Annotated in this window: 14 protein-coding genes; 5 read left to right on the forward strand and 9 right to left on the reverse strand. The window is 65.8% G+C overall.

Annotated features, from left to right (window positions below):
* Nucleotide 1 precedes the first annotated feature (1 nt).
* The 5 genes from P0Y59_22030 to P0Y59_22050 form a co-directional block, all read right to left on the reverse strand.
* Nucleotides 2-1246 (reverse strand): hypothetical protein, encoded by a 1245-nt coding sequence (locus P0Y59_22030; protein ID WEJ99554.1) that lies wholly within the window; start codon nt 1244-1246, stop codon nt 2-4.
* Nucleotides 1243-1818 carry a DUF4255 domain-containing protein gene (locus tag P0Y59_22035; protein WEJ99555.1) on the reverse strand — a complete coding sequence of 192 codons (576 nt, stop codon included), beginning with the start codon at nt 1816-1818 and terminating at the stop codon, nt 1243-1245. Before P0Y59_22035 ends, P0Y59_22030 begins: the two co-directional genes overlap by 4 nt.
* Before the next feature lie 172 nt (nt 1819-1990).
* On the reverse strand, nt 1991-3343 hold the full coding sequence (locus tag P0Y59_22040) for an ATP-binding protein (protein WEJ99556.1): 1353 nt from the start codon (nt 3341-3343) through the stop codon (nt 1991-1993).
* A gap of 7 nt (nt 3344-3350) precedes the next feature.
* Nucleotides 3351-7589, reverse strand: a complete 4239-nt coding sequence (locus P0Y59_22045; GenBank protein WEJ99557.1) for a contractile injection system tape measure protein — start codon at nt 7587-7589, stop codon at nt 3351-3353.
* 199 nt (nt 7590-7788) lie between these two features.
* Nucleotides 7789-7968: a hypothetical protein gene (locus tag P0Y59_22050; protein ID WEJ99558.1), complete on the reverse strand. Its 180-nt coding sequence runs from the start codon at nt 7966-7968 to the stop codon at nt 7789-7791.
* Nucleotides 7969-8264: 296 nt separating this feature from the next.
* Between P0Y59_22050 and dxs the strand changes: the two genes are divergently transcribed.
* The 3 genes from dxs to P0Y59_22065 are packed head-to-tail and all read left to right on the forward strand — an operon-like array spanning nt 8265 to nt 13264.
* Nucleotides 8265-10199, forward strand: a complete 1935-nt coding sequence (dxs, locus tag P0Y59_22055; GenBank protein ID WEJ99559.1) for a 1-deoxy-D-xylulose-5-phosphate synthase — start codon at nt 8265-8267, stop codon at nt 10197-10199.
* Nucleotides 10189-10656 carry a DUF2141 domain-containing protein gene (locus tag P0Y59_22060; GenBank protein WEJ99560.1) on the forward strand — a complete coding sequence of 156 codons (468 nt, stop codon included), beginning with the start codon at nt 10189-10191 and terminating at the stop codon, nt 10654-10656. Before dxs ends, P0Y59_22060 begins: the two co-directional genes overlap by 11 nt.
* Before the next feature lie 4 nt (nt 10657-10660).
* The gene (locus tag P0Y59_22065) at nt 10661-13264 is read left to right on the forward strand and encodes an MMPL family transporter (GenBank protein WEJ99561.1); all 2604 of its coding nucleotides are present in this window, start codon (nt 10661-10663) and stop codon (nt 13262-13264) included.
* Here the strand turns inward: P0Y59_22065 and P0Y59_22070 are convergent.
* Together P0Y59_22070 and P0Y59_22075 are read right to left on the reverse strand one after the other, a co-directional pair.
* Nucleotides 13261-14376, reverse strand: a complete 1116-nt coding sequence (locus P0Y59_22070; GenBank protein WEJ99562.1) for an MlaA family lipoprotein — start codon at nt 14374-14376, stop codon at nt 13261-13263. The two genes, P0Y59_22065 and P0Y59_22070, sit on opposite strands and share 4 nt — an antisense overlap.
* The gene (locus P0Y59_22075; protein ID WEJ99563.1) at nt 14373-14978 is read right to left on the reverse strand and encodes an ABC transporter substrate-binding protein; all 606 of its coding nucleotides are present in this window, start codon (nt 14976-14978) and stop codon (nt 14373-14375) included. The genes P0Y59_22070 and P0Y59_22075 overlap by 4 nt, the downstream gene beginning before the upstream one ends.
* Before the next feature lie 248 nt (nt 14979-15226).
* Between P0Y59_22075 and ispH the strand changes: the two genes are divergently transcribed.
* On the forward strand, nt 15227-16186 hold the full coding sequence (ispH, locus tag P0Y59_22080) for a 4-hydroxy-3-methylbut-2-enyl diphosphate reductase (GenBank protein WEJ99564.1): 960 nt from the start codon (nt 15227-15229) through the stop codon (nt 16184-16186).
* A gap of 9 nt (nt 16187-16195) precedes the next feature.
* Nucleotides 16196-17341, forward strand: a complete 1146-nt coding sequence (gene hpnH / locus P0Y59_22085) for an adenosyl-hopene transferase HpnH (protein WEJ99565.1) — start codon at nt 16196-16198, stop codon at nt 17339-17341.
* On the opposite strand, the gene P0Y59_22090 is transcribed toward hpnH, so the two are convergent.
* Nucleotides 17261-18055 carry a phosphorylase gene (locus tag P0Y59_22090; GenBank protein ID WEJ99566.1) on the reverse strand — a complete coding sequence of 265 codons (795 nt, stop codon included), beginning with the start codon at nt 18053-18055 and terminating at the stop codon, nt 17261-17263. The genes hpnH and P0Y59_22090 overlap by 81 nt on opposite strands.
* Nucleotides 18052-20004, reverse strand: a complete 1953-nt coding sequence (shc, locus tag P0Y59_22095; GenBank protein WEJ99567.1) for a squalene--hopene cyclase — start codon at nt 20002-20004, stop codon at nt 18052-18054. The genes P0Y59_22090 and shc overlap by 4 nt, the downstream gene beginning before the upstream one ends.
* Nucleotide 20005 lies beyond the last annotated feature (1 nt).

Genomic DNA, 20005 nt, shown 5'->3' on the forward strand with positions numbered 1-20005 from the left:
GTCAGACATAAACAAACATTTCCGAGGTACCTGTCGTGCTCTCACCAACAGGGCCGGGCCAGACGGGCGTCCCGGGCGCCACCGGCAGCGGCGCCACGAGGATCGCATTGTTCTGGCCGCTCGCATCGCGTCGCTGGCCGGTGAGATGGAATCGCTGCCCGGATTTCTGGCGGAGCGGCAGCAGATCGCTGGTCCTGAACAGGATCGCGGCGGACCCGTCCGGCAACAGCACTGGTTTCGGGTCCTGCTCGAACCGCGCATTCGATCCGTCGATGCGCAGATCGTTCAGGCGCGACCCGGGAACCTGGGAGACGATGTAATATTGCCAATAGGTATGACGCGCGTCGAACGGCAGCCGATAGGCCAGTTCGCCGGTGGCGCCGAGCGGCGGATCCGATTCGAACAGCGGTGGAATCGGATAGATTCCGTCGCTTTCCGGCGTCGGCTGCGTGAACAGCATGTCGAGCAGCACCATGCTCTCGCCATCGGACGGGACATAGAGAACCTCGCGCGGGTAGGTGGGCGCCTTGATCGGATTCCCGTCCTTGCCCTGAAGCGAGATTGTGTAGAGATCATAGGGCAGGTCGCTGAGATCGACCGATACACGCTTCGGGGCGTCGATGCCGGTCGAGGCGAGCGCCGCCGGTTCGGTTCCGGGTGCGGGAATGACGACCGCACCCGAAATATCGCTTACGATCACACGGTGGGTTTCCGGCGGTACCGTCAGATTCAGCTCGTTGCCGACCACCGGGTGAAGCGCGTCGGCACCCATGAAATCGCCTTGCGACAGCAGGGCGACCGGATCGGGAGGACCGCCGGTGTCGCGCCGATGGGCGTCGAGGTTGCAGCCGAAGAGGTTGGCTCGCGACTGAGTCGTCTGGATCGGCAGCGCGGTGACGCCGACGAATTCCGCATTGGTGAGCAACAGGAGGAAGGTAAGCCTGCTCCAGAAGCCGTTCCGTCCCCCCGGATCCTGCGCTTCGTGCCGGAGATAGTCGATGATGTTGTGCAGGTCCTGGGGCTGATAGAAGACGCTGAACCCGGCGCCTTCGTCCTTGAAGGCCATGCCGAGCGACGCGAGGATCTGGCTGGTCGAGGATGTCGGCGTCACTCGAAAGTCGGGGCACTTCCCTTCGTTCTGGGTATAATAATTATGAGTGATGGAGACGCTGAACAGCCGCCTGAAACGGTTGGCCGATTTCGGCGGCGCATAGGTGAACGATCGCGATGCCCCCGCTATGCTCATAGCGAGGCGTCCGCGTCTGGTTCTTCCGAAATGCCGCCGCCGGCGACGGGATAGGTCCGCGCCCGCATCGCTGTCGACGCGAAGGGAAGCATCCGCAACTTGTAGAACACGCTTGGCAGGTATTTCGTGCCGAGCATGCCCATGACATAATTGACTTCGACAGGATCAAGGCTGGACATCTCGAAGGTTATCTTGTCGATTTCGATGGGAAGTTCGGGTGCGTTAGCCTGTGTGAACCACGGATTCTGCTGGAAGAAGGAAATGATGCGCGAAATGGCAGACAATCCATCTGAATAGTTATGCGCTGCGAAGTTTGCCATGAAAACAAGGTGCAGATCTATGTAAATGGGTGGTTGCACGATGGCGTAGGCATCAGCTCCGGCCTTTGCAGACGAGTAAGAACTAATAATGTTCTCACGCGTTATATTATAAAGAGTCATCACGACTTTGTCTCTGGTCGAGTCGTTGACCGAGCCATCATGATAAACGGTACTGGTGAGCGAAACCCAATCGTCCCCACGTCGATCGAGATTTTGCATATACTCGTTGGCGAGCCTGCGGATGACTTCCAAGACTCCGCGTATGCTCGACATCAACTGATTTTTTACACCTCCAAGACAGGTGCGCAAGCGAGAGAAGCAACCGAATCTGTGTGATTCCCGCTGGCATTCAGCGATGCGGCCGTGCGGCAATCCAGCGGGAAGGATATGTCATTCAATGCAATGGGATATCGATAACGCTCGATCAGTTGCCGAGATAATGTCCTTCCTTGCGAAGCTCCTCGCGGACTCCACTCATGATATCGGCCAGTTCGATTGTCTGTGGTGAGCGTTCAACTGCAAGAAGGCAGGCATGGCGCAGGACATTGACTATCGCGCCGCCAGCCAATTCATATTTTGTTGCCAGCGCATTGAAGTCTACTTCTGCCGACACCGCGAAGCGCCCGGTGCAGAACATGTCCCGCCAGAGACGCAGCCGCGACGGCATATCGGGCATCGGGAACAGAATGGCGGACTGGAAACGGCGGGCAAAAGCTTCATCCATGTGGCTGCGCACATTGGTCGACAGAATCACCAGCCCCGGGAAATCCTCGAGTCGTTGCAGCAGATAGGCGATCTGCTGGTTGGCGGCGCGGTCATTGGCGCTGCTTGCATCGGTGCGGCGGCCGAACAGGGCCTCGGCCTCGTCGAAGAACAGGATCCAGTTGCGATGCTGCGCCTGGTCGAACAGGCCTGCGAGATTCTTCTCGGTCTCGCCGATCCATTTGGAGACCACGCGCGACAGATCGACCCGATAGACGGGTACGCCATGGTGCTTGCCCAGCAGGCTTGCGGTGAGTGTCTTGCCGGTGCCCGGCCCGCCATAGAAGAGGCTGCGATATCCCGGCTTCAACCGGCCGCCCAGACCCCAATCGTCCAGCAGGGTATGCGAATGGCGAACCCAGCTCCCGATCATCTCGATCTGCGCCCGCGTGGCTGAATCGATGACCAGATCGTCCCAGTCGAGCGGAGTGGTGATTCGCTCCGCGGGAAAGCCCTCGCCGGGCGGGAAGATATAGTCCTTCCCGGTCAGCAGTCGTTCCAGATACTCGCGTGACAGCCGCAACGGCCCGGCAGCGGGCGGCTCGTTGGGGTTTCGCTGATCGATCGTCAGGACGCCTTCCAGCAACAGCCTGTGCTCGGGTGCGAAAAGGTCTCGCGCGCGAATGCGTTCCGGCAGGTCGGTACCGGCAATGAGGAAGAGCGCGGTTTCGACGGTGGGCAGAAAGCCCGCATGCGACTGGTCGGTGACGCCGCCGAACTCGCTGAACCGTCGCCCGGTGGCCTGATTCTGCAGCAGGAAAGGATCGAGCACTTCCGGGGCGAGGTGCGGTACCAGCGCGAGCATCAGGACCAGGCGTTCGCGCGGGTCAAGCGCCATGTCGCGGAGCAGGTGCGCATAGGGGCCCTTCGCATGCGTCAGGCCGGGTGGCTTCGGCATCTCCGCGACGGCCATGTCAGCCGCGTCGCGATAGGCGGCGAAGCGCCGGGTCATCACCCGCTGGAACCAGGCCAGTTCGCGTTCGATGGCGTCGTGGTCGGACGGTGCCTTGGTCATGGCGATCTCACCAGTTCACGTGCAGGGGCTGGGGCATCCAGCGATGATAGACGACGGCACGATTCCACGGAATCTGGTCGGTCAGTACGTCGACCGTCTTGCGTTCGACATCCAGCGTCCAGCGATTTTCTTCCCGGCGCAACCGCCCGTCGCGTTGCAGGAAGGTCTCGCGCAGGCCCGTGGGAGACGTGTTGCGAACGATCGTCCAGTTGCCGATCATCGCCCTGATCATCTCGTCGCAGATCGCCCGATCGCCGGCGTCGGGCACGATCGATCGCGCTACTGGCGCCGCTGCGTCAGCGCCGCACAACAGCTTGTTGAGAATGAGATCGGGCTCGGGCCGGTCGCACCGTTCGTCGACGAGATATTGCAGCAGATGAACGGCGCGCGAGATGGATTCGATGCCGGTGATACGGGCAATCCCGTCGGCGCCGGCCGTCAGGACTCCAAGGCGCTCGAAGAAGTGCGGCAGGAACGGGTTGAACAGGACCAGCCCTGCATTCCGCACATAGGACATCGCACCGGTCTCCGTTGGCGGCGGCGGATCAGGTTCCACCCGCCGTTCCGCTTGTTGTTCCGCCCGGGCGGGAGGGCGGGGCGTTTCGGTCGCCTTGTCCCGTTGCAGCGCCGCGACGATATTCGCGTGCCCGCCCTGGCGTGCAACCAGGGTCGCCTGGGCGCGCAATCGCGGCGCATTGTCCGGCACATCCTTCGCGACCGCGGCAATCAGCCGGGCTGCGATGGCGCGGGGCGTAGGGGTCTCCCGCTCCGCCAGGATGGTGAGGACGAGTGACCATAGTTGCTCGCCATTGTCCGACGCGCCCGACGGCGCGGCCTGTCGCCGCGCTGTGGCGAGTACTATCGTCAGGTCGAGGACGAAACGCGCCCGTGCCGGTGCGATCCGGTGCACGATACGGGCGAGGATCTCGCCCGGCATGGCCGCGGCCCAGCGTGCCCTTGCTTCCGGGCGAGCCAGTCCGTCGCGCAGGGCGGTCTCGAGTGCCGGATCACCACGGTCGGCCATGTCGGCGAGCAGCCTCAACAGGCGGGCCAGCGTTGGCGGGTCGGCGGGCCCGGCGCCTGAAAGCCAGGCGAACAGGATCGATCGATCTTTGCGGGCGGGAGGTGTCGGCGGTATCGCTTCAAGATCGGGGGGCATCGGCACGGGGCGGGCGAGGCGCGCCATGTCGAGCGCCGCGCCGGCCATCGCCGCGACGGCGGCGCGAATGCGCAGATCCTCAAGCGCGCGGCCGGTGAGACCGGCCGAAAGAGCGGCGAGTGGTCCGGAGGAGGCGAAGGCCCATGGCGCCAGGCGTTGGAGCAGCGCCGCGCCGTCGGCCGGCTTCATATGGGTGAGGATGCGGCGCAGGCGTGCCGAAACCAGTTCCGGATCGGGATCGTCGAACAGTTTTCGCAGGACGGCAACGGTTTCTCCGGTCAGATCGCCGAGCAATGTGGCGATCCGTGCCTCTGGCGGTGTCCACCATGGCAGCGTGCCGCGGTCGAGCCAGTGAGTGAGCAGCGCGAGCCGATCATGGCGCTCGCCGGGCGCAACCGGCGCGTGGATCAACTCGGGGTCCTTGCCCAGGAGAACTGCATCGAGGATCCGCGTCCACGCGTCCGTCATGCTTCCACCCGGCCTGTCGGCGAGATGTCCGGCCAGGGCCGCCGCACGGACGACGAGGTCCGGCTGCAGCGCCTCCAGTATCTCTTCGGGCAGCATCCAGGCCAGAAGACGGTCGATCAGGACACGCGTTTCTCCTGACGCAGCGGCTGTGAGACGGCGGAGCAGCGCGGTGAAGCCGGCTGGGTCGCGATTCGCCGCTTCCGGCAGGCGTGGTCCGAGCGCAAGCGGCTGGCCGGTGCGCAGGAAATGCTCGGCAAAGCGCAGCAGCTGATCTGCCGGCATCTCGGCTGGCGCGTTGGTGGCGGTGGTCCCCTCGACAGGGCCGGCGGCGGTGATCGCGGCCAGCGATCGCCATTCTCCAAGCTCGCGAATCGAGACGCCATCGTGGCGGGCCAATCCCGCGATCAGCGCTCGCCGCATACCGGGCTGGTCAAGGCGGCTATCGCCCCGCGCCAGGGTCGCAAGGGCCAGCGTCCAGATCAGGTGGCGGAATTTGTCGGCGTCGAGGCGCACCAGCGGCGCAGCCGAATGCCAGCGCAGCAGCGAGGCAAGGTCGGGCTCGATGACGGCGGCATGAGCGCGGCCAAAGGCGCCGAGTGCCGCGACCAGCACGGTATCGTCCGATATCGCGATAACCCGCCGCAACAACCCGATGTCCCCGGCGAGCCAGCGGAGCAGACCCAGCTTGCCGGCGCCATCGGCCTGCGACAGCTGCCGCGCGAGGGCGGTTGGGTCGCCCGTTGTCCCGGCCACGGTTTCAGCGGTGGTTGGAACGGCCACCGGCTTGCCCTGCGAAAGCGCCCGCGCGAGGATCGAGTCGCGGGGCAATGTCGATCCGGCCTCTGCCAGCGAGGCGAGCAGCCGGGCATGATCCGCGTCGATGGCCGGCGCCAGGTCGCGCAGGAGCTGCCTGAGCCAGGCAAGGCGATGGAAGGGGGGTGGCGGTTCGGCCAGCAGCGACCGCAACGCCAGTCGCCTGAGTTTCTGCTCGAACGCCGTATCGGAGAGGCCGAACAGGGATCGCCCGCGCTGCACCTTGGCGAGGTCATCGAGATCGGCCAGGATCGCTGCCGCGTGACCGGGGCGCAGGCGTTCCACGAGGCGCCGGAAATCGCTCGCCGAAAGTCCCTGGAGCAATGTCGCGACGGCGGTCTGATCCTGTCCGTGACGCCGCAGGCCGGAAAGCAGCATCGCGACCTTGTCGGAATCGGCTGCCGGCTGGTCGCCCGGGGCGGTGGGTGGCAGGTCGGCGGCGAGATCCGCCACCGCCAGGGGAAGCGATCCGGCCGGCTGACGAAGGATGGCGAGGGTGCCAACCAGGGTTTCCAGCAGGAAGGCATAGGAAACGCCTCCGGCCGCGGCCAGGCCGCGCAGCAGGCGACGCAGCCAGCTCCGCCGGTTGAACTGGGTGCCGGCGTCGCGCAGCAGATAGCGGAGGACAAGCAGCCGCACCTGGCGTTCGAAGCCGGCGTCCGACAGCGCCAGCAGCGCGGCTTCGTGGTGCAGCAGGGTCAGGCCGTGGACATAGGCGATGATCAGCGCGGCATGCGCCGGCTCGAGCCGTTCGACCAGCCAGGCGAAGGCTGGCGCGGTCAACCCGCGCACCAGCGCTTCCAGCGCGGCTGGATTGCCAACCGCCGCGCGCAACCGACCGAGCAGGGTTTCAAGGTCGGCGGTTTCGGCTCCGGCGGCTGGCTGGGCCGGCATGGGTGCGTCGGACAGCGTATCGGTGGCGGCATCGTCGCCACGGCGCGCGAAGAGATCCTCGATCACCCCGGGCAGCGACCCTGTGATCGGCCGCTGTCGCCGGGTCCGGTGCAGCGCCTCGCGCAGCAACCCAAGCAACACCGGATAGGCGATGCCTTCAGCCACGGCGATGCCCTGGATCAGATGGTCGACAAAGGCGCGGCGATTCGATTGGGTCCCGGCGTCGCGCAGCAGGAATTCGAGTGTGAGCACCCAGAGGGCGCGACGTAGCACAGGCTCGGCGAGCGGCGCCGGCGTTTGCAGATACAATCGTCGCAGATCGGTATGATAGGTGAGGATGACGGCGACATCGATCGGTGCGAGGATGGTCAGCAGGGCCCGCAGATCTTCGGTCGTCGTTTGCAACACGAGCCGTTCGAGGGCGTGGCGATACCGGGCGAGCCGGCGCAGCGTTGCCACCAACGCTCCGGGCTGTTCGGCGATCAGCTGCCTGAGCGAGCGGGCCGGATCGAACAGGTCGGCCGTGCTGTGGAACCGGGGGGCGCCATGGAGGAGATAGGTATCGAAATCCTCGAGCCTGGCCTTTTCCATCGTCGCGCCGGGGGCGTCGTCGGCGGCGTGCCGCGCCGCGGCGACGGCATTGCCGATGGCCTCGGTCAGAGCGTGTTCCAGCGCAGCGCTGACCTCTTCTTCCATCCGCTCGGCGGCGATGCTGCCAAGATCGAGGTCGATCCGATCGAGCCTGAGGAGGAGGTCGACAGGGACGAGCGAATCGAGAATTCGTTCGAGCGCGGCGGGAAAGAGCGTGCGCGACATCTCTTCGGCGCGCGCGCGTAAATTCAACGCCGAGCCGAGGCCGGCGAGGTCGATGTCGAGGGTCAGGCGTTCGACATGATGCGGTCGCGGCGGCATGGCGGCTATTCCGACGCGGTTCGGGAACGCGGCGGCACGGATCGCAGGGTGGTCGGCCGCCGTTCCAATGAACCTACTTCCGTCTCCCTCTTGCCGCCGCCATGGAGGTGCCGGGAGGGCGGACCATATTCAGCCCGTCAGCGACCGTCGAGCCGATCGGGTCCAAGTTGGTTCTTCTTGTATGGCGGCGCGATGGAGATCAGGCGTGCGACGGGGCCAGATCGGCGGCCTCGCACCATCTGGCCCAGCCTTTTTCCACCTCGACCCGGGCTTCCTTCGCGCTGGCGACGTGGCCATCACATCGCGCCAGGCGATTCATGACGACGCCATCGAGCGTATACCACCAGGCGCTTGGGGCGTCCGTCAGGGTACCGATCATGCCAACGCAAAGGTCTCCGCTGAAGGCCCGCTCGGCATTTCCGAGGCTCTGGTCTAGCTCCCAACGCAACATCGTTTTCTTCTCCGCCAACAATCGGCCAACAAATGGCCAATTTTCAGGTGTGTTACCTCATTGAGGTGCCGCACCGGCCACGCGTTCGCGCACTCCGGAATCTGACGCGATTGTCAATGCCGGGGTGTGTCGGCGGCGGCCGATTTCGGTTCGAAAGTGACCTCTTTCGTTGCGTCTGCACCCGCTTCGACTAGGAAGGGTGCATGAGGAGATCCGGTTTTAACATGAATCCCGATTTCAAAACGCCGTTGTTGGATACGGTGATCACGCCTGCGGATTTGCGCGGGTTACCTGTGGCGAAGCTGCGGCAGCTGGCGGATGAGCTGCGTGCGGAGACGATAGCGGCGGTTGGGGTGACGGGAGGTCACCTTGGTTCTGGTCTTGGCGTGGTGGAGCTGACGACGGCGATCCATTACGTGTTCGAGACGCCGCGAGACCGGCTGATCTGGGATGTCGGGCACCAATGCTATCCGCACAAGATCCTGACGGGGCGGCGAGACCGGATCCGGACGCTTCGGGCTGGCGGCGGGCTGAGCGGTTTCACGAAGCGCAGCGAGAGCGAGTATGACCCGTTCGGCGCGGCGCACAGCTCGACCTCGATTTCGGCGGCGCTCGGCTTTGCGATCGCGAACAAGATCAAGGGGGAGCCGGGCAAGGCGATCGCGGTGATCGGGGACGGGGCGATGTCGGCGGGCATGGCCTATGAGGCGATGAACAACGCTGAAGGGGCGGGCAACCGTCTGGTCGTGATCCTGAACGACAACGACATGTCGATCGCGCCGCCGGTTGGCGGGTTGTCGGCGTATCTGTCGCGGATCGTGTCGAGCCGCGAGTTCCTGAGCCTGAGGGAGCTGGCGCGTCGCTTTGCGCGCAAGCTGCCGCGTCCGCTGCATTCGGCGGCGAAGAAGACGGATTCGTTCGCGCGCGGGATGGCGATGGGCGGGACCTTGTTCGAGGAACTGGGCTTTTATTATGTTGGTCCGGTCGACGGGCACAATCTGGACCAGCTGATCCCGGTGCTGGAGAATGTGCGCGATGCCGAGGAAGGCCCGATCCTGGTCCATGTGGTGACCAAGAAGGGCAAGGGCTATGCGCCGGCGGAAGCGGCGGCGGACAAATATCACGGGGTGCAGAAGTTCGACGTGATCACCGGCGCGCAGGCCAAGGCGCCGCCGGGGCCGCCGGCGTACCAGAATGTGTTCGGCGCGGCGCTGGTCGCCGAGGCGGCGAGCGATGCGAGGATCTGCGCGATCACGGCGGCGATGCCGTCGGGGACCGGGCTGGACAAGTTCGCGGCGGCCTATCCGGACCGGTTCTTCGATGTCGGCATCGCCGAGCAGCATGCGGTGACGTTCGCGGCGGGTCTTGCCGCGCAGGGGATGCGGCCGTTCTGCGCGATCTACTCGACGTTCCTGCAGCGGGCGTACGACCAGGTGGTGCACGACGTGGCGATCCAGAACCTGCCGGTCAGGTTCGCGATCGACCGGGCCGGTCTGGTCGGGGCCGACGGGGCGACCCATGCGGGCAGCTTCGACGTGACCTATCTGGCGACCCTGCCGAACTTCGTGGTGATGGCGGCGGCCGACGAGGCGGAGCTAGTGCACATGACGCATACCTGCGTCCATCACGACTCAGGGCCGATCGCGGTGCGCTATCCGCGCGGCAACGGCACCGGGGTGGCGCTGCCCGAGGTTCCCGACCTGCTGGAGATCGGCAAGGGTCGGATCGTGCGCACGGGGCACAAGGTGGCGATCCTGTCGCTGGGGACGCGGCTCGGCGAGGCGCTGAAGGCGGCTGACGCGCTCGATGCGCGGGGGCTGTCGACGACGGTAGCCGATCTTCGGTTCGTGAAGCCGCTCGACGAGGCGCTGATCCGCAAGCTGCTGAGCACGCATGAGGTTGCGGTGACGATCGAGGAAGGCGCCATCGGCGGGCTCGGCGCGCATGTGCTGACCCTGGCGAGCGACACCGGGCTGGTCGATGCTGGCCTGAAGATCCGCACCCTGCGCCTGCCCGACACCTTCCAGGACCAGGACAAACCCGAGAAACAATATGCCGAGGCTGGCCTCGATGCCGACGCCATCGTCGATACCGTCCTCAAGGCCCTCCGACACAATTCAGGGAGCCTCATCGAAGAAGCGCGCCGCGATGCTGTCTGACCGGGTGCGAGCCGCGATTGTCGTCGCGATCGGCTTCATCGGCGTTGCCGCGGCGCCGGCGCCTACCGGCACGCTGACCCTGCGGATCGACAATGTCCGCAATTCGACCGGCGTGGTCCATGTCGATATCTGTCCCCAGGCGCAGTTCCTGAAGGACGATTGTCCCTATGTCGGGGATGCGCAGGCACATGCCGGCGTTACGGTGGTCACCGTCCACAACCTGCCGCCCGGCCGTTATGCGGCGCAGATATTCCATGACGAGAATCGCAACAAGAAGGTCGATCGCGCACTGTTCGGCGTCCCCAAGGAAGGGGTCGGGTTCTCGAACGATGCCCGGATAAGCCTCGGGCCGCCGAAATGGGCTGATGCCGTGTTCGCCTTCAACGGCGGAGAACAGACGATCGGGTTGAAGATGCGCTATTTCCTGGGTCCCTCCGGACCGGCAAAGGCGCGCTGAGCGAATGCGTTCGCCGATTCCCGCGATCGTCTCCGCCAGTGTCCGCCGTCCCTGGCTGACGCTGCTGCTGTCCGTGGTGCTGGCGGGACTGGCGCTCCTCTATACAGCAGCGCGGTTCGACATGACGACCGATACCGGGGCGTTGATCTCGCCCGATATCGACTGGCGCAAGCAGGAACGGGCCATGGAGGCAGCGTTTCCGCAACTGCGCGACGTGATGGTGGTGGTGATCGACGGCCAGACACCCGAGCTGGCCGAGGATGCGGCGGCGCAGCTGGCGGTCGGGCTTGCGGCGGACAAGGCGCATTTTCGGCTGGTGCGCCGGCCCGATGGTGGGGATTTCTTCGCCCGTGAAGGCCTGTTGTTCGGATCGCGCGAGGATGTCCGGCAGGCGATGGCATCGCTGATCGAGGCGCAACCGATGCTTGGGCCGCTTGCCGCCGATCCGTCGCTGCGCGGCGTGAACGGTGCGCTGTCGACGATGCTCGACGGCGTCGAGGCGAAGGCGGCGACGCTTGGCCAGATCGACCGGCCGATGCGCGCGCTGGCCGAGGCGACCGAGCGGTCGCTTGACGGCAAGCCGAGCTATTTCTCGTGGCAGCAATTGTTCGCGACTGGCGCAGGGCCGCTCAGTCCGCCCAAACGCCGCCTGATCCTGGCCCAGCCGATCCTCGATCATGGCGCGCTGATGCCGGGCGAGGCGGCGAGCGACGCGGTCCATGCCGCCGCCGCTGCGCTGAAGCTCGATGCCGCGCACGGCGTCAGCGTTCGGCTGACCGGCGAGGTGCCGCTCGCCGACGAGGAATTCGCAACGCTGCAGGAGAATATCGGCGCGGTCGGAATGGTCATGCTCGGCGCGATGCTGCTGACCCTGTGGTTCGCGACCCGGTCGGTGCGGCTGGTCGCGGCGATTTTCGGCACGATCGTGCTTGGGCTGATCGTCACCCTTGCGGTGGGGCTGTTCGCGGTCGGGCGCCTCAACCTGATCTCGGTCGCCTTCATCCCGCTGTTCGTCGGCCTCGGCGTCGATTTCGGCATCCAGATTTGCGTGCGCTACAATGCTGAACGTGTGGCGGGGCTGGCTCCTGCGGCTGCGTTGCAGGCCGCAGCCGCTGCATTGGGCGCGCCGCTGCTGCTGGCGGCTGGGGCTGTATTCCTCGGCTTCGGGGCGTTCCTGCCGACTGCCTATGTCGGCATCGCCGAACTGGGTGTGATCGCTGGCCTCGGCATGGTGATCGCGCTGCTGTTCAGCGTGACTCTCCTGCCCGCCCTGGTCCTGCTGCTCCGTCCGGGCGCGCCGCGCCGGGAGGTGGGTTTTGCCCAGTTCGCACCCGCCGACCGATTCCTCGAACAACGTCGCAAGGCAGTGCTCTGGGGGTTCGGCGTGTCGATGGTGGTCAGCATCGCGCTGCTTCCCTGGGTCGTGTTCGACTTCAACCCGCTTCACCTGCGCGATCCCAAGGCGCCGTCGATGCAGGCGCTGACCGACCTGACCCGCGACCCCGACCGGACGCCGAACACGATCGATGTCCTCGCGCCGGATCCCCAGGCGGCGGCCGGCCTGGTGAAACGCCTGTCGGCGCTGCCCGAGGTCGGTCAGGTGATCTCGGTCGACAGCTTCGTGCCGGAGGACCAGCCGGCCAAGCTCGCCCTGATCCAGGACGCGTCGGTATTGCTCGACCTCACGCTCAACCCGTTCGATGTGGCAGCGGCGCCGGACGACGCGGCGCTGGTGGCGTCGCTCCGACAGGTGGCGGGCCGGTTGAAGGCAGTTCCCGGCACCGGGCAGGGTATGGCGGATGCGCGGCGCCTCGCCGTCGCGTTCGACCGACTGGCATCGGCCACGCCGGCCAAGCGCGCTGAAGTGAATGCGATGCTGTCACGACCGCTGGCGGTCATGCTCGATCAGGTTCGCTTGGCCCTCCAGGCGGAGCCTGTCACGCGGGAAAACCTGCCATCGGATATGGTCCGGGACTGGATCGCGCCTGATGGCCGCGCCCGGCTGCAGGTCTTCCCCAGGGGGGATGGCAATGACAATCAGGTGATCAAGCGGTTCCGCACCGCCGTGGCGACGGTGACGCCGGCGATTTCCGGCCTTCCGGTCGCGACCCAGGCTGCCGCCTTTACGGTTGCCGGCGCGTTCGTGCAGGCCGGGGTGATCGCCTTCGTGCTGGTCAGCCTGTTGCTGCTGGCGGTTCTGCGCAACCTTCGCGAGGTGATGTTCACGCTGGCGCCGGTGATCCTCTCGATCTTCCTGACGCTGGCCACCTGCGTGCTGATCGGCCAGCCGATCAACTTCGCCAACATCATCGCCTTCCCGCTGCTGTTCGGCGTCGGCGTCGCCTTCCACATCTATTTCGTGATGGCGTGGCGGGGCGGGGCGACCGACCTGCTCCAGTCGAGCCTGGCGCGCGCAGTGCTGTTCAGCGCGCTCGCCACGGGGACGGCGTTCGGCAGCCTGTGGCTTTCGCATCACCCGGGAACGGCAAGCATGGGCAAGATCCTGATGATCTCGCTCATCTGGACGTTGATCTGCGCCCTGGTGTTCGAGCCGGCCCTGCTTGGCCCGCCGGAGAAGAAGGCCGCCGCGGAACCGACGCCAGCCTAGGGATTATTGGCCGGTGCCGGCGTGGAGGCGGCCGGATCGGACAGCGGATCATTCAGAGGATTCGCCGGATCGGTCTTGTCGGCGCCGGGAGAGGGCGAGGGTGCAGGGGATGTCGCTGCCGGATCGTTCAGCGGATCGGCGAGCGGGCTTGCCGAGCTACCCGCCGGATCGCTGAGCGGGTCCTCGAGCGGATTTTCCCCCTGCGCGGCAGCGCCGCTGTGCAATGCCCGAATCTCGGCCGTGCGATTCTGGAGATAGACCGAACGCAGCGTCGCATAGGGGTCGATCGCGCCGTCGAGGAGCGCCTTCATGTCGGCGTCCGATTCCGCGCGCTGGTCGAGTGCCGAGACGATCCCCTTTGGTACCTGGAATTGCCAGCGATCAAACGGTTTGCCCACGGCAACCGGCAGTACGAAGCCGTCGCCCTGGCCGCCGATCAGGTCGCGCAGGGTCGTCGGGCCGACAAAGGGCAGGAACAGATACGGCCCCGGCCCGACGCCATAATAGGCCAGGGTATTGCCGAAGCCATTGTCGTGATGTGGCAGTCTGACGGCCGGCGTCTTCGCGACGTCGACCAGGCCGCCGATGCCGATCGTCGAGTTGGCGAGGAAGCGCACCAGCGTCTTCACCGCCCGACCCGGCTTGAGCTGGAGCAGGTCGTTCAGGAAGACGATCGGTTCGTTCAGGTTGCTCAGGGCGTTGCGAAGGCCCGACCTGACCAGCTTGGGCACGACGTGCTTATAGGCCATCGCCGCCGGCCGGATGAACTTCCGGTCGGTTTTCTGGAAGGTCGAGAACATCTTCCGATTGAAATTTTCCAGCGGGTCGCCAGGCGCGCGCTCAATAGTCCGGATCGCTACTGGAGCCGTCGTGGTGGGGGCGATGGCGGAATCGATCAGCGGCCCGGGCAGGGCCGGGTCGAGGGCCGGGTCCATTGCCTTGGCCGGAGCGGGTGGGGTGGAATTCGGCCCGGACTCAGGTGTCGCAACCGTTTGTTGCGGCTCGGCCGCAGGCGAAACCTGCGCTGGCGGCGCAGGCTGCAAGGGGGCGACGGGTTGCTCCGGCGACGCGCCAAGCAGCGCGATCGCCGGCAGAACGAGTCCGACGCTCAATTGCCACCCTTGGCAGCCAGTTCGTCCAGGTGACGGATCAACGCTTTCGCGCCGCCCGTGGCCAATACGCGGGAAAAATCGGACCGGCGGGTGGCAAGCTGGCTGATCGCGTTGCGATAGAAGACGTCGACGATCTTCCAGCCCCCGCCGCTCGCGCGTAGGCGATAGGCGATCGGGACCGGCGCCTCGCCTGACTGTATCAGGTTGGTGCGGACCAGTTTGTCGGTCCCGCGAGTCTCGACGGTAGGCTCTACGGTGAATTTCTCGCCGGAGAACGAATCGAAGTTCGTGGCATATTGCCCGATCACCATGCGCCGGAAGGCGGCGACCAGGGCGGTCTGGTCCGCCGGGGCGATCCCGTTCCAGCCGGTGCCGACCGTCAGCCGGGTCATCAGCGGCACGTCATAGACCCGGTCAACGACCGGGCCGATCGCTGCCGCGCGGCCCCGCACGCCCATCGTCTTGCCGCCCTTCATGATCGAGACGAGCCCGTCGCAGAGCGCCTGAACCGGCGCGCGGGCAGGGTCGCTGGCCTGGGCCTGGGCGGCCGAAGCCGGCGCGACGAGCGCGGCAATGAGGAGGACGGGGGACAGGTTGCGCATCTTCTACTCGCTCCATTTTCTGCCCCGGACGCGATGTATCGGCGCTGTGGCCCAAAATCCACCCTTCTTGAAAAGATAGGGCCGAAAGGCGACGTTCCGGCACCTCCTTGTGCTTTTATACCTTTTGCTTCGGTCGCCGCGTCGCTATCTCCTGCGTGCAACAGCGAAGGGATGTCGCTGGAGCGGGGGCTGGTGCAGGACTAGTACGGGGACTGGGCACGAGTTTGATGACCGCCAATAACAATGCTGTGCTTCGTGTGATCCTGGCCAAGCCACGGGGCTTTTGCGCCGGGGTGGTCCGGGCGATCGATATCGTTGAACGTGCCCTCGATCTCTATGGCGCGCCGGTCTATGTCCGGCACGAGATCGTTCACAACAGGCATGTCGTGAACAAGCTAAGGAGCAAAGGGGCGATCTTCGTCGACGAACTGGCCGAGATTCCGGCCGGCGCGCCGACCATTTTCAGCGCGCATGGCGTCGCCAGGTCAGTGCAGGACGAGGCGCGGCTGCGCGACCTGCCGGTGCTCGACGCGACCTGCCCGCTCGTCACCAAGGTTCATGTCCAGGGGCGCCGCTACGCCAAGGCTGGCCGCACCCTGATCCTGATTGGCCATGCCGGTCATGCCGAGGTCGAGGGCACGATGGGGCAGGTCGATGCGCCGATCCACCTCGTCTCGACCGCGGCGGAAGTCGATGCGCTGCCGCTGCCGACGGATACGCCGGTCGCCTATGTCACCCAGACCACGCTCAGCGTCGACGATACGCGCAGCGTGATCGCCGCGCTCGGCGCGCGGTTCAGCGATGTGCAGGGCCCCGACGTCTCGGAAATCTGCTACGCTACCCAGAATCGCCAGACGGCGGTGCGCGATCTTGCGCGGGTCAGCGAGCTGCTGATCGTGGTCGGGGCGGAGAACAGCTCCAATTCCAACAGGTTGCGCGAGATCGGCGTGGAGATGGGCGTGCCCAGCTATCTCGTCGCTGACGGCAGCGGCGTCGATCCGGCGTGGCTCGAGGGTGTCGACGCGGTCGGCATCACGGCGGGGGCTTCGGCGCCCGACGAGCTGGTCGATGACGTCATCGCCGCGCTCGCACGGTTGCGGCGGATCGAGGTGTCGCAGCTTGACGGCGTCGAGGAAAACATCGAGTTCAGCCTGCCGCCGGAACTCAGGAACGTGACGCCGCGCGCTGCCGCCGCAATGGCCAAATAGGACAGATCCATGAGTCTCCCGCTCTCGCCCCTCGTCCGCATCGGTGCGTACACCGTCAAGCAGCACATCAAGGGCGGACGCTATCCGCTGGTGCTGATGCTTGAACCGCTGTTGCGCTGCAATCTGGCCTGTCCCGGTTGCGGCAAGATCGATTATCCCGATGCGATCCTCAACCAGCGGCTCAGCTTCGATCAGTGCATGGAGGCGATCGACGAGTGCGGCGCGCCTGCGGTGTCGATCGCGGGCGGCGAGCCGCTGCTCCATCGCGACATGCCGAAGATCGTGCAGGGCTATATCGCGAAGAAGAAGTTCGTCATTCTCTGCACCAACGCGTTGCTGCTGAAGAAGAAGATCGACGACTACGCGCCGTCGCCCTTCTTCACCTGGTCGATCCATCTCGATGGCGACAAGGGCATGCACGATCACGCGGTCGATCAGGACGGCACCTATGAGGTGGCGATCGAAGCGATCGAACTGGCCAAGGCGAGGGGTTTCCGCGTCCAGGTCAACTGCACCGTGTTCGACGGCGCCTCACCCGACCGGCTTGCCGGTTTCTTCGACGAGATGCAGAAGCGCGGCGTCGAGATCACCATCTCGCCCGGCTATGCCTATGAGCGCGCCGCTGACCAGGACCATTTCCTGAACCGTACCCGCACCAAGCAGTTCTTCCGCGACGTGTTCGCGAAGGGCGATGGCGGCAAGAAATGGACCTTCACCAATTCGCCGCTGTTCCTCGACTTCCTCGCCGGCAACCAGAGCTATGAATGCACGCCCTGGTCGATGCCGCTGCGCACCGTCTTCGGCTGGCAGAAGCCCTGCTATCTGGTCGGCGAAGGCTATGTGCAGAGCTTCAAGGAACTGATGGAAGGCACCGAATGGGACGATTACGGCGTCGGCAAGTACGAGAAATGCGCCGACTGCATGGTCCATTGCGGGTTCGAGGGCACGGCTGCGACTGATTCGATCCGCCATCCGCTGAAGATGTTCGCGATCGGGCGCAAGGGCGTGCGGACGAGCGGGCCGATGGCGCAGGACATCGACCTCAGCAACCAGCGCCCGGCACAGGATGTTCACTCATCGCATGTCGAGCGGGAGCTCGAGATCATCCGCAAGGCGAATCCCAAGGCCAGCAAGCACGTCGCGAACGCGGCGTAACGCGGAAAAGGCTCGGCCGGCGTCGCGTCCGGTGCGAATCAGGGCCGGTAGCTGGCGCGGGTTCCTGGCGAGGGACGCCAGGACGGCGCCCAGCGCCATGCTTCCATCGGGCCGCATGCCGACAAGCGCAGCCGGCGGGAGTGCGTGATCGGCGGTGTCGGAGATCGCCCTGACGATCGCGAACGGCAGGCCATGACGCGCCGCGACCCGGGCGGCGATATGCGATTCCATATCGACGGCGAGGGCGTTGGTGGTCGTGTGGAGGGTGTGCTTTTCCGCGACTGATGCGATGATGGTGTCGCTGCCGACGATCGTTCCGACATGGGACCCGATGAGATGCGTGGTGAGCGCGTCGAACAGGGCTGCATTCCCTCTCCCATTGGGAGAGGGAGGAGGGAGCCGCGAAGCGGCGGAAGGGTGAGGGCGATCGTCAGGATCGGTCTTACCCGTCGCCCTCACCCTTTCCATGCCTTCGGCATGGGCCCCTTCCCTCTCCCCAAGGGAGAGGGAACCAATCACGAGATCGCCGGCCTTCAGGGCCCGGTCTAGCGCTCCCGCGAGGCCGCAGGACAGGATCGCCCGTGCGCCAGGGGCCGCAGCCTCCAACTCCTGCTCCAGCCGCGCGCCATCGCCACCGCCGGCGATCACCGTTACCCCCGGTCCGCCCAGGATCGCGGCCTCCTTATGGAGGCCGGTCGCGACCAGGATGGTCACATGCCGTGCGCGACGCGGCGCGTGTTGGAGCGTTTGAGGTTGCGATAGCGCGCCATCGCCCAGAGCGGGAAATACTTCGGATAGCCGTGGTATCGCAGATAGAAGACCCGCGGGAAACCGCCGCCGGTGTACATCTCCTGCCCCCAGAGCCCGTCGGCTTCCTGGTTCGCCGCGAGCCAGTCGATCCCCCGGGCCACCGCCGGCGAGTCCACGTCGCCCGCAGCCATCAGCCCGAGCAGCGCCCAGGCGGTCTGCGAGGCGGTCGAGGGGGCGGGGGTGTGGCCCTTATAGTCGAGCGCATAGCTCTCGCAGTCCTCACCCCAGCCGCCATCCGCATTCTGAATCCGGGTGAGCCAGTCGACCGCCTTCGCCACGATCGGCTCATCGGGCGCGAAACCCGCCGCGTTGAGAGCGCACAGCACCGACCAAGTGCCGTAGATATAGTTCACGCCCCAGCGCCCGAACCAGCTGCCGTCGGGCATCTGCTCCTTCGCGAGGAAATCGAGCGCGGCGCGCATTCGGTCGCTGTCGCGCGTCTCGCCGAGTTGCGCGAGCATCGAGACGCAGCGCGCGCTCACGTCCGAGGTTGGTGGATCGAGCAGTGCGCCGTGATCGGCGAAGGGCAGGTTGTTGAGATAATGATAGCTGTTGTCGGCATCGAACGCGCCCCAGCCGCCGTCGCGGCTCTGCAGGCCGACGGTCCATTCGACGCCGCGATCGATGGCCTCCTGATCGTGGCTGGTTCTGGCGCGATCCATCGCCATCACCACCACGGCGGTGTCGTCGAGATCGGGATAATGCGCGTTATTATACTGGAACGCCCAGCCACCGGGGCGGACATCGGGCTTTTCCTCGGCCCAGTCGCCCTTCACGTCGAGAATCTGAAGCGGCCTCAGCCAGTCGAGTCCCCGGCCCGCGCGCGCCTCGGCATCGTCGCCGCCAGCCTCAAGCATCGCGTGCGCGGCGAGCGCTGTGTCCCACACCGGCGACACGCAGGGCTGGCAATAGGCCTCGTCCTCCCGGATCACGAGGAGCTTCTCGATCGATTGTCGCGCGATCGCGCGGGCGGGGTGATCCTCGGCGTAGCCAAGGCAGTCGAACATCATCACGCTGTTCGCCATCGCCGGGTAGATCGCGCCAAGCCCATCCACGCCGTTCAGGCGCTCAAGCACGAAATCGACACAGGCCTTGATCGCCCGGGCGCGAAGTTTTTTCGGCCAGAGCCCGTTGCCGACCTTGAGCACGCGGTCGAGCGCGTTGAAGCCGTGGGTCCACAGCCATTTGGGGTCGGCAGCCTTGGTGCCGGGGCGAATCTTCTCGCCGGTATAAAGCTCGTCGACCTTCACCCCGAGCGCATTGCGGGCGACCGGCTGAAGCGCGCCGAGCACGAGCAGCGGCACGACCACGGTGCGAGCCCAATAGGACATCTTCGAGAGATGGATAGGGAACCAGCGCGGCAGCAGGATCAGCTCGGGCGGCATGGTCGGCACCGCCGACCATGGGCCGGCAGCGAACAAGGCAAGCTGGATACGGGTGAAGACGTTGACCGCCGCCGCGCCGCCGACCGCCAGGATCGCGGCGCGCGCACGCGCCATATGCGGCGCGTCGATCGGGTCGCCAATCATCTTCAGCGCATAATAGGCCTTTACCGAGGCACTGACGTCGAACGCGCCGCCGTGGAACAGGCCCCAGCCATGATGGTCGGCCGACTGGATACGGCGCAGATAAGTGCCGATCTTCGCTTCGAGCCCGGCGTCGACCGGCTCGTCGAGATAATGACGAAGCAGGACATATTCGGCCGGGATGGTCGCATCGGCTTCAAGCTCGAACACCCAATGGCCGTCGTCGCGCTGCAGGTTGGCGAGCGCCGCGGTCGCGCGGTCGACCGCTGCCTCGACCGTGGCGAGGGGGGCGGTCGAGCCGCCGATCTCGGAAAAGCCCTGATGCATC

The organism is Candidatus Sphingomonas phytovorans (assembly GCA_029202385.1).
GTDB classification, from domain to species: domain Bacteria; phylum Pseudomonadota; class Alphaproteobacteria; order Sphingomonadales; family Sphingomonadaceae; genus Sphingomonas; species Sphingomonas phytovorans.